Genomic DNA, 15,184 nt, shown 5'->3' with positions numbered 1-15,184 from the left:
CCTTATAAGTTATGAACACTTTCTTATTATCTATCAATTGGAACCCAAGTCCCGAACTGTTCAATCTTTTCGGACTCCCCGTCCGTTATTACGGATTGCTATGGGCGGTTGGCATCTTTTTGGCTTATATCATCGTTCATTATCAATACCGTGATAAAAAGATAGATGAGAAGAAGTTCGATCCCCTGTTTTTCTACTGTTTCTTCGGCATCCTTATCGGTGCCCGACTGGGTCATTGCCTGTTTTACGATCCGCAGACCTACCTGACCAGCTTCAAAGGATTTTGGGAAATGATACTTCCTGTCAGATTTCTGCCCGACGGAGGATGGAAATTCACCGGTTATGAAGGACTTGCCAGCCACGGTGGTACATTGGGGCTGATGATCGCCCTCTGGCTCTACTGCCGGAAGACCAAAATGCACTACATGGATGTAGTGGATATGATTGCCGTAGCCACTCCTATCACCGCCTGCTGCATCCGTCTGGCCAACCTGATGAATTCGGAAATCATCGGTAAGCCGACCGATGTGCCCTGGGCTTTCATCTTCGAACGGGTAGACATGCTTCCCCGCCATCCGGCACAACTGTACGAAGCAATTGCCTACTTCCTGCTTTTCCTCGTAATGATGTATCTCTATAAGAATTACAGCAAAAAGCTGCATCGCGGTTTCTTCTTCGGACTCTGCCTGACGGCTATTTTCACATTCCGTTTCTTTGTAGAATTCCTCAAAGAGAATCAGGTCAGCTTTGAAAACAATATGAGTCTCAACATGGGACAGTGGTTGAGTATCCCGTTCGTTATCATCGGCGTTTACTTCATGTTCTTTTACGATAGAAAAACGAAGAAAGAAAATAAAGAAGCAATCAAGAAATGAAACATATCATAGACATAAATACCTGGGAACGGAAAGAGAATTACGAATTCTTTCTTGGTTTTCAAAACCCTACAATCTCTATCACTTCCGAAGTAGAGTGTGCCGGAGCAAAAGCACGTGCCAAAGCTGCCGGCGAATCATTCTTCCTCCATTATCTTTATGCGGTACTACGTGCCGTTAATGAAATTCCGGAGTTTCGCTTTCGTATAGATGCAGAAGGCAGAGTGGTCTATTTTGACCATGTGGATATGCTGACTCCCATAAAGGTGAAAGAAAACGGACGCTTCTTCACCATCCGCTTGCCGTGGAATACCGATTTCCAGACTTTCTATACGACAGCAAAAGCAATTATCAATGATATCGATCCTAATGGGAATCCTTATGATATGGAGAAGGTAGGCGGTAAAGATCTGCTCGATGTCATATTACTAAGCGCCACTCCCGATTTATACTTCACTTCGCTGACCTGTACGCAAGAACATCGCCACGGCAGCAATTATCCGTTAATGAACGCCGGGAAGGCAATACTGAAAGAAGGAAAATTAGTGATGCCGATCGCCATGACCATTCATCACGGATTTATAGACGGACATCATCTTTCACTCTTTTATAAAAAGGTAGAAGAGTTCCTGAAATAAAGAGTGCTCCTCAATAAACAGACTCGACCATGGCAGACAACTATATAGAAAAACAACGTGAACAGTATGAAGCCAGAAAAGCCGCTTGGGAAAGGGCTAAAAAATATGGCCGGCCGGTAACAGGTACTGCTCAGCAGAATAAACCGGCACCATCGGCCACAGAACGGAAAAAGCGGGTATTCGTCACCGGAGGAGCCGAAGGGATAGGTAGAGCCATTGTAGAAGCATTCTGCCGTGCGGGATATCGGGTGGCATTTTGCGACAGAAACGAAACGGCAGGCCAACAGACTGCAAAAGATACCGGAGCTGTATTCTATCGGGCCGATGTAAGCGACAAAGAGGCACTTGAACACTGCATGCAACGTATTTTTCTGGTTTGGGGAGACATCGATATTCTTATCAATAATGCGGGTATCAGCGAATTTTCCCCTATCACCGAAACGAGCGTAGAAGATTTTGATAAGATCCTGTCAGTTAACTTACGTCCGGTATTTATCACCTCCCGGCTATTGGCCATTCACCGTAAGTCTCAATCCACTGCTAATCCATTCGGCAGGATCATCAATATCTGTTCAACCCGCTATCTGATGAGCGAGCCGGGAAGTGAAGGATATGCAGCATCCAAAGGCGGCATTTACTCACTGACACATGCGCTGGCACTCTCGCTCTCCGAATGGCATATCACGGTCAATTCCATTGCACCGGGCTGGATACAGAACAATCATTATGAGCAACTCCGGCCGGAAGATCACACACAGCACCCTTCAGGACGAGTAGGCAAGCCGGAAGATATTGCCCGGATGTGCCTGTTTCTCAGCCAGGAAGAAAATGACTTTATCAATGGTGAGAATATCACAATCGACGGGGGAATGACGAAGAAGATGATTTATATCGAATAACATAATACACCTCCATACTACAACAAATATCTCAGACCTCGAAACGAACGTTTCAGATCTGAGATATTTTGTTCCTGCATCGATGAAAACGATCCGCGTTACTTTACAGTATAGCGTTTCATGCTCAGGGTTCCCCCCGGAATCGTCTTCAAGCTATTCAAATAGATAAAAGCCCTGTATTTACCGTCTTGTGTTTCAACCCACATACCTCCTTTATCTTTGAGATTTATAACATAATTGGGCATATTAGACAAGTCGATCGTTTCAAAATCAATATCATCTATATACGTGCCACTATTAGGTTCATCGGTCAAGTGGGAGTCTATCATTCCAAATTCTTTCCGTATCTTGGCATCTCTATTTACCCCCGACGGTAATACAATATCGGGAAGCCACTGCGGATCGGCAGCCGGTGCGGCAAAAGAGTGTCTGAAAGTGCTTTCACGCTGCCACACATATACAAGATCGATCTTATCGGGATTAGCAGCAGCTTCTGTTTGATTGTAAATTTCCATGTCTGCTATAGAGACATAACAATAATCATCATCAAACTTAAGATTACGCTTCATCTCCATCTTAGCGATGGTATACGGTCCCATTGTCAGGGAAACCGTCTCGCCGTTGTCCGCTTTTGCAGAGAAGGTAAAGGCAACCGATTGTCCGCGAGCCGCTTCCGGAATCTTATAATAGTACCTTAACGTGGCCGCGCAAGTATCTACGCAAAATTCTACCTGCGTGATATTATCGTTATTGGTACAAGGATTGCCGACAAGGACAGGCACATCCGCCCCCTCGGCATTCGTGTGGTAGGAATTATTTTCCAGATAAGTGCCTTCCGCACCTTTGATGGTCGCTTCAACCTGAGCCGATACGATTTTTCCCGTATGATAAGGCAAAGCCATAGCGTAAGCAAAATAAATATTTTCGCCAACTACATTCGGTCCCAATGTCCTTTTCAGACAATCGTTTTTTAACAATGTATTATCTTCCTCATTGTCACAAGCTACAAAAGAAAAAGACAAACATAACAAAAGAACGAAACCTACAATTTTATTATATTTTTTCATCATCGTTACATCGTTTATTATTAAAGACCTATTTTAGCGGTTGTACGGATACATATACCGTGTATGTTTTACGGACTTGTCTGTTTCCGGAAATCACCGTGTACCGCTTCGGATTGTCCAAATCCGAAAAATCGGTTATACCCGTAATTTTTGGGTCCAGCTTAGCATCCGTCACCAGAGTGAACTGCGGATACAGGTTTCTCAGATCGGTGCCATAGGCTACCACCACGTCAATCGTGCATTCGTTGTTGTCAATCTCGGCATTGCCAATCCTTACAGACAAGCGATCCGTCCCTAACAAATCAAAGTTGCTGACATAGCATTCCTCTCTTCCGGTTATCAACAGTCCGTCTTCATCAACGGGATTTTCAGTACATCCGCTTAACGACAATATCATTAAAAGAATTAAGAATATATTTTTCCAATATGTTTTCATACCCATCATCTGTTATATAGTTATTATCTGTATGGTTTATTCTGAGTCAAATTCGGATTACGGTTACGTTCCGACTCCGGTATCTGGAAAATATAGCAACGTTCATAAGCCAGGTTATTCTGATTCACATAAAATTCGGCAACCTGTGCTCCATACGTATCATACATCTTTACTCCTCTGCCACCGGGTTCGCACCAGACTGTTTCGATCTCTCTCCACCTGCGCGTATCAAATGCACGCTGGCCCTCTCCCAGCAGTTCCACAATTCTCTCCTGCTTTATCGCTTCGAAAAATGCTTCGGGAGTAGATGTCTTACTGGATGCCAACACCGGAAGATTACCTCTGTGACGCACTCTGTTCACCAGCTCTATGGCATAAGGCTGAGGACCGTTTACGGCATTATCCGCCTCAGCATACATTAAAAACACATCGGCAAGACGTATGACAGGCCAATTGAAATCTCCGTCAGCCCGTTCTTCACCAGGATAGTTCCTCACAAACTTCCGGAATACATATCCGGAATTGGTACCATCGGTATTGTAGGACATATAGGTTTCACCATTAATAACTACTTCACTTCCCCACATCTTGTAGATGAAAGGCACCCATCCTGTCACTTTCTTGGACATGAGTCCCTGGCATATTTCATAATCCCACATGATCGACGCTTTCATACGGTAATCCCGGTCCTTATAACTCTCCGGATTCACGGCTGAATTAGGACGGGTACGGGCATCGGGCACAGAAGAGGGATTCAACTTAACCAACGGTACACAGAAGTCACCGGTTATCGTAGACTGATATTTATCGGCAATTTCGAAACGGGGAGATACCCAACATTGTGAGTTTTCAACACTTCGTCCGGCTAAATCCCGCATCAGCTGATCGCCCTGCCCTGTGTTCGTGCCACCGTGATTAAATGCCAGTACAAATTCGGCATCACCGTTTGCCGTAGGCAAAAACAGGTCATAGTAATTGGGCAGCTTGTCGGCTTTTCCCGGCTCGTCACATTCTCCCGGCTCTCCATTTCTGAACAGAGTCAGACCATAGTCATCAATCACCGTTCTGAAATCTTCGGCTGCCGCCTTATATGCTTTTCGAGCTTCCTCTTCGCTCGGTGTAAACGTATCCAGTTCCGGCCAACCGTAATGGTTCCAGCTTGCCCAATAAAGCAGTACCTTTCCGCGTAAAGCCAATGCGGCAGGTTGTGAAAAACGGCCTTCAACTGTCGCCTTTTCGGGCAATTTCTTAAAAGCATCCAGCAAATCATCCAGGATATGATCCTTTACTTCGGCAAGCGGAGTACGCGGTAAGTTCTCAACCTCCGAATTATCGTATACTCTCCAGTCGATATAAGGCACATCTCCCCACATCATGATCAATCTGAAATAAACCAAAGCCCGCATCAGCTTACATTCACCGATTATGCCTTCCAAGTTCTTGATCGTTTTTTCACTACTTGCATTAGCTATCATCTTCTCGACATTGTCGATTACATAGTTTACACGGTTGATGCCCCCATAGCAATACCTGTACATTTCGGACCATCCGCCGCCGTAGCCTACCGGATTGATTTCCCAAAGCCCCCTGTAAGCTCTTCCGTCGCGTCCTTTATCGCTCAGGAAAGAGTTACCGCGCACTCTGACAAATTCTCCCATTCCGTCGAGATAGTAGTCCCGGTTAAAAAGCCAGCGTATATCGGATACCAGCCCGTTCAATGCTGATTCGGCATCGGACTCTGTTTTCCAATAATTAGTAGCCGGCAGATCCACCGTAGGTTCTTGATTCAACAAGTCGGCACAGGAACTGAATAGCATCATCATCCCAGCAATCAAACCTATATATTTAATATAAACTCTTTTCATAATTTCCGCTTTTCATTTATTAAAAACTCAGATTAACGCCAATAGAATAAGATTTGGTGATAGGATACAAATCTTGTGAGTTAGCCGCTTTTTCCGGATCGAGTCCTTTATAACCGGTAATAGTCAGCAGATTTTCCGCCGTTCCATAAATCCGGAGATTCTCTATGAAACACTTTCTCGTCCATTTTTTCGGAAAGGTATAACCGATCATGAGGTTCTTCATTCTTAAATAAGTCATGTTCTGCAACCAGAAATCAGTTTCCGTCTTGTTAGTCACCAATCCTCCCAAACGCGGCCACTCTCCTCCTCTGTTCTCCCACGACCAAGGCTTATTCCATTGATCCCAGTTGGAGGTATAACGCTTGTCCGGCAGGTTGATTTCCGTATATTTGTTGTTCCAGAAGTCTTTACGACCAGCCGATCCTTGAAACAGTAAAGATACATCGATACCTTTCCATCCCATCTGAAGGTTCAAGGCGAAGTTGGTAGTCGGCATATCGCGCTGGAAGTTTGTATAGGCCACTTTGTCATTGCCATCAATGCGTCCGTCGCCATTGGTATCCAGACGGATCACATCTCCCGGAGCCACTCCTTGAGGGGTAGCGTTATAGGAATCGGTCCAGGTTTGAGCCAATCCGCGATCCGGCTGGCTGTATACAAAATGATAAGGCATATCTATGTAAACATATCCTTTATCCAGGAACTCCCCCCACTTCTCAAGGTTCGTACGGTTATAAGAGATATTGAAATTGGCAGAATAAGTAAAGTCTGCAATCCGGTCTCTCCAGGTTAAGTTCGCTTCGAATCCCCGGTTACGGAGCGTCCCCAGATTTGCCATAGGCGCTTCATAAGCACCGGTCAGCAGAATGGACATCTGCGACTTTTGCAACATACCGGTCGTCAGACGGTCGTAATAATCAAATTCCGCAGCGAGTTTTCCATCGAAAAACATCAGGTCCAGTCCCAGGTTGAATACTCCCGTAGATTCCCAAGTCAGATCCGGGTTCAACATTTTAGAATACACAAAACCTTTGGCAATCGAACCGTCCAGCATATAGTTATTCTGATAAAGCACCTCTTGCTGCTGGTATCTGCCAATACCGCTATTGTTACCCAGCTTACCGTAAGAAGCACGGAGTTTTCCGCTTGCCAGCCATTTCCCTATATAAGGCTTCACAAACGACTCTTCGCTAAACCTCCAGCCCAAAGCTGCCGACGGGAAAAAGCCGTACTGGTGTCCCGGTTGAAACTTAGACGAACCATCGACACGGAAATTAAGTTCCAGCAAATATTTGCCGTAAGCAGAATAATTGATACGTCCGATATAAGAACGGAGTCCTTCTGCCGAAGAATTACCGGAAGTAGACTGTGTTCCGGACAAGGCAGCATCTATTTCGGAGAGTGACGGATGAATTCTGTCCTGCCTATAGGACATCTGATAACGGTCGTGCCAGTATTCCTCGCTATATACGAACATGGCATTCAAATCATGGTGTGTAGCAAAAACCGTGTGATAATTCAAACGGGCATTCAACAGAGTTTTGTAACCGGTGCTCGTCTGGTTTGTAACTCCGGCATTCTCCGTAACATATTCCCTGATACCATACGAGTTCGTCTGGAAATTGTAAGAACGGTTGGGGATGTCCGCTTCCTTATAAAATTGGTTATAATACTTCAAACCATAATCCACGCGGGCTACCAGACCCTTTACGGGTTCCCAGTCAAGATAGAAAGAAGCATTCAACTCCTGTCTGTCTTTCTTCTTCAACTGATTTGTGAAAAAGCTCAACGGATTGAAAGCCTGTGGATCTTCTCCATACGCCATTACACCGCCATAAACATCCAGAACCGGATCATAAGGATAGATACCGGCAATCGCACTCTGCATATCCAGGTTAGAATCGCTCGTGAAACCATTGTCCAAGGCATAAGTGAAATTACTCCAGTTCCCGTCAAAACGGAATCCGGTATTCACATTTTTCATCACCTTATAGTCAAAGTTAAAACGGGCGTTATAGCGGTCGTAGTCATTATTTATCTGTAATCCTTCCTGCTTCATATATCCCACAGATGCGTAAAAGTTCGATTTCTCGCTTCCACCCGTTGCCGATACATTATAATTTTGAATGGAACCCGTTCGCATGATGTAATCCCACCAGTCCGTGTTCGGATACCGCTTGTCGTCAATCATTCCCAATGCCAGCCATTGGTCGATCGTTCCATCCTTAAAATTCTGATTTTCTCCATTCTTGCCGGGATTGGTCGAAGAGGAAATTTGCTGTAAAGTCAAAGCGCGTGGATAATTGGATATAAAATCGTAAGTATTCGTCGGCTTTTCCCATCCATACGATCCGGAGAAGGTTATTTGCGTCTTTTCCAAACCTTTACCCGATTTGGTTTTAACAAGTATTACACCGTTGGCTGCACGAGAACCGTAAACGGAAGAAGCCGTTGCATCCTTCAAGACGGTTATACTTTCTATATCATTCATATTTAGCCGGTTAATATCGGCATCCGGCATGTCGTCCACCACGATCAGCGGATCGGCACTATTGATCGTTCCTAAACCACGAATCAACAGTTTGGCAGAATTATTTCCCGCCATACCCGAGCTCTGGCTCACGGACAGTCCCGGCATCAACCCCTGCAAAGCGGAAGAGACATTGGCAACCGAACGGCCGGCAAGGGATTCGTCAACGGAAATTGCAGCTACGGCTCCCGTCAGATTGACTTTCTTCTGGCTACCATATCCCACAATGACAACTTGATCCATCAATACGGATTCCTCTTCCAGAGAAATATTAATCACGCTTTGACTTCCCACCTTGACCTCTTTTCTTTTATAGCCTACATAAGAGAAGGAAAGAACAGCATTATTATCGGGAACCTGAATGGAATATCTTCCATCGACATCAGTGATGGTTCCAGCAGTAGTATTTTTAATCATAACCCCTACACCTATCAGAGGTTCTCCGTTGGGATCGAGCACTTCACCTTTTATAATGCGCGACTGAGCCCATAATGCAGGACTTAGAGCACATAAGAAAAATAAAACACCAATGATCCGCCTTTTTATATTTTCGTCTTTTGAAATCATACAATTATCAGTATTAGATTCTTTTTTAAATAAATCACAAGCTCTCCGACCCGGAAGATTATCATCTATCACAAGTGCAGTTTATTGAATTCATCGTTTCTTCTACATGTCCTCCTTTCTTTTGTTGACAAACTAAGTTTTCTTTTACCTGTCTACAAAAGTAGCTTCCTCGGAGCTTGTTCCATAGAAGAATATTTCATATTTATAGAAGGATATAATAATCTTAGTTTAGTGGGGTTGAATTTCAGAAAAATAAATAGTTAAAACAATATTCTTCTATAAAAAAATAAGATTATTACATCCCCAAAATGATCTTTTCCATTACTTTGCCCACACCAAAAGGGAACAAATCGTTAAACTCTAAAATTTTAAGATTATGAGAAAGATTACTTATTTTATTGCAGCCTTGGCATTATTAGGCAGTACACAATTTGCAAATGCACAAGAACCGACAATGGCCGCTCCTACTCCGACTTACCCGGAAGCAGACGTCATTTCGTTCTATGGAAAGACTTATGAACCGGCATCAGATCACAAACTGATCCTACGTACAAACTGGGGACTTAGTCCGGATAATTTCGTAGACGATTATATTAATAAGGATGCGGTTCTGCATATGATTAACCTGGAATGGTCCTCATTCTATACCAATGCCGGCGCCACCGTTACCGATTATGACTATCTGCATTTCGATTTCTGGCCGGATCAGGATTGCCAGTTCGTGGTAGGCGTAACCTGGAATTACCCGGCAATGGCAGATGCTTACAGCGAAATATTCGACTTGAAAGCCAATCAATGGAATTCTATCGATCTTCCTATCGAAAACTTCGACTGGACTGCGGAGAATAAGAATTATGTGATCAACGGCTTAAGACTCGGCAGCAGAGACGGTATATACGAACCACTCTCCAAGCAATATGCACCTAATATTTATGTATCCAACATATTCGCTTATAAAGGTTCGCCCACAGGAATCAAGTCTGCTAAAGCCAACGACGGTTTAAACATCTATCCTACTGCCGTAACAGACTATATTACGATCGATTCCGAAGAAGCAGTTCAGTCGGCCAACCTGTATGCCATCAGCGGTCAATTGGCCGGCAGCTACAACATGGCAGGAGAGAATCAAATCAACCTATCGGCCCTGCAATCGGGTTCATACATTATTTCCGTGAAGTTGGTTAGTGGAAAAACAGTAAGCAAACACATTATAAAACTGTAAAAAAGACCAGTTTCCATCATTACCTAAAATATCCCGGGATTCAAGCAGTTTCGGGATATTTTCATTTTTAATCTCATCATTATTTAATAAAAACGCTTATGAAAAACCTCATCACCACCACCATTCTTTTATGTTGTACCCTCCTCCTGCCTTCGTGTCAGAACGACGACTGGAAAGAGGAAGTAGAAAAATTGCGCAACGAGCTAAACGTCCAGAAACAGCTGCTCGAAGCATCTCAAAACAATATCTACATCACCCATGTAGCCACTACGGACGATGGTTACACAATCACCCTCTCCGATGGGAGCACCGTTGTGCTGCAAAACGGAATCGACGGCACCGACGGAAGCCAAATTACAAATATCTCGGCCAATGGCGATCAAATGACTTTCAGTTTCAGTGACGGTACACAGATCACGCTGGCCGTCAATAAGTCCGACGTAAATGAAATATGCCTGCCCAGTTATCTGTACATGCTGTCGGATACCAGAAATGACATTTTTGTAGAACCGTTCATAAAAAGATGGTATCCGTTCGATTATAGTGTCCTATTCAATGGAGATTTCTACTCACGCCGGTTGGAACGGGTAGTATCGGTAGACAAACCGGAAAATGACAAGAAAATCATTGCCAACTTATACGAACTCAAAAACTTCACCAGAGTGGCGACTCACTCTTCCAGAATCAGACTGGGAATAAAAGGTACCGGTAATTCCGAAGTCGTGGCACAAATCATCGGCGACAGCTATACACAAGGTGCCTTTTACAAAGATGCGTTATTGCGAAAAGGATATGTACCGAACCTCAAGCTCGTAGGATTAAGAGACGTAAAGGTTGAAACGGAAGACGATCCGCAGTACACAACCGGGCAATACGACGAAGGACGCAACGGCGCCTGCATGAGCTGGTACTTTGAGGTATTCACGGGAAACAACCGCTATCACGGTTTCATGCATCCGGACGGGGATTTCCGTTATTGGGGATCGACCGAATTCTGGCAACTCTGTTTCCTTGTAGAGAAAGGAGAAAGACCCAACCTGGAAGCCACCAACGGTAAATATGGAAGTTGCCTGTATAAGTTCAACGAAGACGGGTATCTTAAGTCGCCCGCAAAAGGGGACATACTATATGACAACGCTAAAAGATCATTCGTCATGTACGATGGCAACCAATGGGTCAATGTCCAGAAAGATGATTTCACATGGAATTTCGACTATGGCAAATACCTTGCCATGTGGAACATTACCCCTCCCCAGTTCTTAGCGGAAATGCTCGGTCTGAACGATTTCAGAAACAACATCAACGCCGACTTCTCCACTTTCGACAAACAACTGAGAATAGTGAAAGAGTCGTATCTGAAAGCGGTGCCCAACGGCAAGTTTGTGATACTGATCCCTTGCAGCACCTGCGGTACGATGGACAACAAAGACGGGAACTTCACCGTCATGCAAAACTTTGCCATGTGGCGTTTCCGGAAATACCTGATCGACAATTTCGATAAAAAGGAATCCGAAGGGTATTATCTGGTAGACATCGGTATCACGATAGACAACGAAGACGGCTATTACTATGACGAAGAGGGCATGCAGATCTATCAGCCTCATCCCTACAAAAATTATCCTACGATGGGGATTCCACTGGCTGCCTTTATTCAATATCATCGATAAAACGGTTCAACTTCAACTCAAAACAAGTCACGAATCTATTTTTCGACAGAAGAACAAAAGAACAAATAAACCGCCTATAAAGGCTATGCAGGAAATATGTTCTTTTGTTCTTCTGTCGAAAAAATAATAAGTCGTTCCTATCTCTATCAATCTTTCATTAAAAAAGAGACGCAGCACCTTTTCAATAAGATGCTGCGTCTCTTTTGTCTATCTGTCAAGTATGGAAATACAGCCGTTGCCCGGCTGTATTTCATTTCATCATCAATTACATTTTCACAATCTTACGGTTCACCACATTACCGTCTTCCAAGCGGACAGTTACTAAGTAAGTACCCTTGCCCAATGCTTCGAGGTTCAATTCGATGTTAGTGCCCTTTTCATTTCGCTCGCTTACTTTCTGGCCTATCATATTGAAGACAATCACCTGTTCGATTCCGCTTTCAGAAGTAATCTTCAAGTTATCTTTCACCGGATTGGGATAGAGCACGATGGCATTGCCGTCAGCATTGGTTTCCACCAGGGAAGAAGGAATACTGGTATCAAAATCCTTGATATATTTCTCCATAACCTTCATGGTAGATTTCTCTGTACAATAATCCTTGGCAGGTTGTACAGTCAGCGTATAAGCATCGTACATCGATCCACCGCACCAATAAGTAGAGGTAAGCTGTTTCTCTTTCAGATAAGCAAATACATCATCGATCAAGTCCATATATCTCTCGTCACCTTGCGCATGTCCATTATAAGGAACTCCGTATTCACCCAACATACCTTTTTTGTTGTTCTTTTCTAACCAGGCAATAAAAGGATCGATACGTTGTTTATAGACCTCTACATTTCCGCCAATCTCCTGATCGTAAGAATTTTTATAGGTACCCGTATTGTTCTTGTCAAAGTAGGTATGTGCCTGATAAACGATCTTATTGACCGGATCGACCAGATCTTTCAGTATGTCGCTTGAACCTTCCCAACCGGCAGCATTGGCATAATTCTTACCTTCGATTACTATTTGTGCTTTTGTATCCACCTCACGAATCGCATGAATGGCAGCCTGATAATTATCAAACAGCGTATTGATGTTAATGCCTTTGGGCTCGTTCATCAGGTCGTATCCCCAGATATTCGTATAATCTTTAAATTCAGTAGCAATCTTCTTCCACAGGTCGGCAAAATGCTCTTTGGTCAACACCACTTCATCCATTGCTTCCCAATCTCCCCAGGTGTTTTTGGCAGAGTCCCATACCTTGCGTCCGGCAACTCCATATTCATACAATACACCGTCAATATTCCGTTCGCAGTAGTCGTGCATATCCAGCATAACCCACATACCTAATCTTTCCGCTTCTTTCACAACAGCGGCCAACGCCTTGATATCCGACGTATTACCGGCATCATAATCCAGTTCTCCTCCAACTTCGTGTTGCAAACGCGGAGCACGGAACGGGATACGGAGCAAACGTATGCCTTTCGCCTTGAAATAATACAAATCCTCAAACTTAGGATACAAGTAATCGTGTCCGAATGTGCCCGGATTACTTCCACCGGAAGCAGAAGCTAAATTCACTCCCAGATAGGCCTGTTCCATCGGCGGCAGAGTGCCCGGTGTGGAATCCTGAATCTTCTGATCGCACTCGTCCACATATGGCTCGGTTACTTGACCCGGACGGATAGGATCGCCCTTATAACCAAAAATATTATCTACGTAAATATCCTGGGTAGGATAACCGCCCACTTTCAAACGGATCACATATACACGGCTCAAATCGATCTTGTTTTTGAAATAATCCATCCCGAAACTGACGGAAGTCCATTCGCCTTGCTTCACTTCCAACAAAGGAGCTTGTGCCACCTTATTATCCTTGTCGTTGATCCAGATACAAACGCTAACCGGTTTGTTGTTTTCATCCAAAGCGCCATTCTGATATATGCTTAAGTGCAAATAGTCCATTTGGGATAAATCCATCACGTCACTGTTCTTATGCACTTTGAACGGGAAGAGATCCCACGACGTAAGTTTTAATGTTTGGTTACCTGCTACAATTTCTACAAATTCATCTTTCTGCTTCGCATTTTGCCCCCAGTTTCCGGCACTTACTATGCCAAATTCATCTTGGTATCCCGGCTCTTCGTACTGTTCGCAGAAAATAGAAATAACATCGGACTTATCTTTGGTAAGAACAGGAACAGTAGTAGGATCGGGAACCGGTTTCGGATCGTCCGATTCACTCTTGTAAGCATAAACGTTGTCTACATACAACAGCTTACCGGTCGAGCCTTTACCACCACGGCGGAATCTGATCATATTGGCAGCTCCCGTCCACTTGCTGAGAGGTATATCGATGGAGATCCATTGTCCATGCCATCCTTTGTCCGTAATATTCAGCCAGATACCGGCATCATTACCGTTTCCTCCAAAATCCGTCAGGGCAAAATCAAATTCACCGATTCCCTGATCATTGCCCGGAGAAAATATATCCAGATGCAGCATGTCCACTCCCGAAAGATTCGGTGAGCCGATGGAAACATTCGCCTTACTTCCATTCACGATGTTATCGATCTTGAATACCTGATCCTCCGTATCATTAATGGTAATGAGGGATTTCACTGTTTTCTGATCGCCATAATCGCTTTGTGCATAATCGAACTTACCGTCGCCATAGTGATCGCTGAAGAAGTTGAATACATTGGCGGCAGCTACCTTCGGTGTCGGAGCGGAGATCAAAGGAACATCCGTAGTCAGGTTGGCATTGCCATTGGCCACAATCTTCACATCCGACTCCGGTTCAACCGCTTTACCGTATGCATAAACATTGTCCACATAGACAATTGTGCCGGGTGCTCCCTGTTTTCCTCTTGCAATTCGTAACACATTGATTTCGGCCAGGTTCAATCCTCCGTTTTTAAATGTGCTCATCGGTATGTCTATCGAAATCCACTGGTCGTACTCCTGCTTCGTATCAAAGTTGTACCACACATTGCAAGATACTGTCTTGCTCCAACCGCTTACCAGATAAAAGCTAAACTCGCCTATTCCGTTTTCGGAAGGAGAATATACATCCATATGAAGATACTCCATATCGCTCAAATTACATGTACCCAAGGCTATCTGGGCATTGTGCTGCAAAGAACCGGTGGACAGACCTTCTATTTTAAGCACCTCGTCCGCAGCTCCGAAAGGAGTAACAATCGTTTTGGTAGTCAAAAATTTATCGCTATTCCAGTCATCATAGTCTATCTGGAACTTTCCGAACTTCTCCGGATAAGCGTCACTGAACATTGCCTTCACATCATTCGCCGCCCGTGTTGGCGTCGGTGCCGGGCTAACCGGTTGGGCCAGCATCATTTGCCATCCACATAGCATGGTTGCCAGGACAAATGCAATCCTTTTTGTTTTTTTCTCCATAATACTTAATTTTAG

At 44.2% G+C, this 15,184-nt stretch carries 10 protein-coding genes; 5 read left to right on the top strand and 5 right to left on the bottom strand.

All coding sequences use genetic code 11. From position 1 onward, the window contains the following. Positions 1–11 precede the first annotated feature (11 nt). The 3 genes from lgt to HMPREF1532_RS09375 are packed head-to-tail and all read left to right on the top strand — an operon-like array spanning position 12 to position 2,412. Positions 12–875: a prolipoprotein diacylglyceryl transferase gene (gene lgt / locus HMPREF1532_RS09385; protein ID WP_005928203.1), complete on the top strand. Its 864-nt coding sequence runs from the start codon at positions 12–14 to the stop codon at positions 873–875. Next, positions 872–1,513, top strand: coding sequence for a chloramphenicol acetyltransferase (locus HMPREF1532_RS09380; protein WP_005928202.1), 642 nt, complete (start codon positions 872–874; stop codon positions 1,511–1,513). The genes lgt and HMPREF1532_RS09380 overlap by 4 nt, the downstream gene beginning before the upstream one ends. A gap of 29 nt (positions 1,514–1,542) precedes the next feature. Continuing rightward, complete coding sequence (locus HMPREF1532_RS09375; RefSeq protein WP_005928200.1) at positions 1,543–2,412, top strand: SDR family NAD(P)-dependent oxidoreductase; 870 nt, start codon at positions 1,543–1,545, stop codon at positions 2,410–2,412. Positions 2,413–2,510: 98 nt separating this feature from the next. Here HMPREF1532_RS09375 and HMPREF1532_RS09370 read toward each other — a convergent pair whose 3' ends face one another. The 4 genes from HMPREF1532_RS09370 to HMPREF1532_RS09355 are packed head-to-tail and all read right to left on the bottom strand — an operon-like array spanning position 2,511 to position 8,877. Next, complete coding sequence (locus HMPREF1532_RS09370; RefSeq protein ID WP_005928198.1) at positions 2,511–3,482, bottom strand: DUF4466 family protein; 972 nt, start codon at positions 3,480–3,482, stop codon at positions 2,511–2,513. A 25-nt stretch (positions 3,483–3,507) separates the two neighbouring features. Next, positions 3,508–3,915: a hypothetical protein gene (locus HMPREF1532_RS09365; protein ID WP_025818985.1), complete on the bottom strand. Its 408-nt coding sequence runs from the start codon at positions 3,913–3,915 to the stop codon at positions 3,508–3,510. Between the two features lie 23 nt (positions 3,916–3,938). Further along, positions 3,939–5,780: a RagB/SusD family nutrient uptake outer membrane protein gene (locus HMPREF1532_RS09360; protein WP_005928192.1), complete on the bottom strand. Its 1,842-nt coding sequence runs from the start codon at positions 5,778–5,780 to the stop codon at positions 3,939–3,941. 19 nt (positions 5,781–5,799) lie between these two features. Next, positions 5,800–8,877 (bottom strand): SusC/RagA family TonB-linked outer membrane protein, encoded by a 3,078-nt coding sequence (locus HMPREF1532_RS09355; RefSeq protein WP_005928189.1) that lies wholly within the window; start codon positions 8,875–8,877, stop codon positions 5,800–5,802. 376 nt (positions 8,878–9,253) lie between these two features. Here HMPREF1532_RS09355 and HMPREF1532_RS09350 point away from each other — a divergent pair, with 376 nt between their 5' ends. Continuing rightward, a complete protein-coding gene (locus tag HMPREF1532_RS09350) occupies positions 9,254–10,099 on the top strand; it encodes a T9SS type A sorting domain-containing protein (RefSeq protein WP_005928186.1) in 846 nt (281 codons plus the stop codon). Between the two features lie 98 nt (positions 10,100–10,197). Then, on the top strand, positions 10,198–11,766 hold the full coding sequence (locus tag HMPREF1532_RS09345) for a PL29 family lyase N-terminal domain-containing protein (RefSeq protein WP_005928183.1): 1,569 nt from the start codon (positions 10,198–10,200) through the stop codon (positions 11,764–11,766). A 265-nt stretch (positions 11,767–12,031) separates the two neighbouring features. On the opposite strand, the gene HMPREF1532_RS09340 is transcribed toward HMPREF1532_RS09345, so the two are convergent. After that, the gene (locus HMPREF1532_RS09340; RefSeq protein ID WP_005928179.1) at positions 12,032–15,169 is read right to left on the bottom strand and encodes a cellulase family glycosylhydrolase; all 3,138 of its coding nucleotides are present in this window, start codon (positions 15,167–15,169) and stop codon (positions 12,032–12,034) included. Positions 15,170–15,184: the final 15 nt, after the last annotated feature.

The organism is Bacteroides salyersiae WAL 10018 = DSM 18765 = JCM 12988 (assembly GCF_000381365.1).
Taxonomy (GTDB): domain Bacteria; phylum Bacteroidota; class Bacteroidia; order Bacteroidales; family Bacteroidaceae; genus Bacteroides; species Bacteroides salyersiae.
This window is presented reverse-complemented; position numbering and strand designations above follow the sequence as displayed.

Excerpts from the sequence above, each read along its gene's own strand:
- lgt (WP_005928203.1), top strand. The coding sequence starts at position 12 with ATGAACACTTTCTTATTATCTATCAATTGGAACCCAAGTCCCGAACTG.
- HMPREF1532_RS09380 (WP_005928202.1), top strand. The coding sequence starts at position 872 with ATGAAACATATCATAGACATAAATACCTGGGAACGGAAAGAGAATTAC.
- HMPREF1532_RS09375 (WP_005928200.1), top strand. The coding sequence starts at position 1,543 with ATGGCAGACAACTATATAGAAAAACAACGTGAACAGTATGAAGCCAGA.
- HMPREF1532_RS09370 (WP_005928198.1), bottom strand. The coding sequence starts at position 3,482 with ATGATGAAAAAATATAATAAAATTGTAGGTTTCGTTCTTTTGTTATGT.
- HMPREF1532_RS09365 (WP_025818985.1), bottom strand. The coding sequence starts at position 3,915 with ATGAAAACATATTGGAAAAATATATTCTTAATTCTTTTAATGATATTG.
- HMPREF1532_RS09360 (WP_005928192.1), bottom strand. The coding sequence starts at position 5,780 with ATGAAAAGAGTTTATATTAAATATATAGGTTTGATTGCTGGGATGATG.
- HMPREF1532_RS09355 (WP_005928189.1), bottom strand. The coding sequence starts at position 8,877 with ATGATTTCAAAAGACGAAAATATAAAAAGGCGGATCATTGGTGTTTTA.
- HMPREF1532_RS09350 (WP_005928186.1), top strand. The coding sequence starts at position 9,254 with ATGAGAAAGATTACTTATTTTATTGCAGCCTTGGCATTATTAGGCAGT.
- HMPREF1532_RS09345 (WP_005928183.1), top strand. The coding sequence starts at position 10,198 with ATGAAAAACCTCATCACCACCACCATTCTTTTATGTTGTACCCTCCTC.
- HMPREF1532_RS09340 (WP_005928179.1), bottom strand. The coding sequence starts at position 15,169 with ATGGAGAAAAAAACAAAAAGGATTGCATTTGTCCTGGCAACCATGCTA.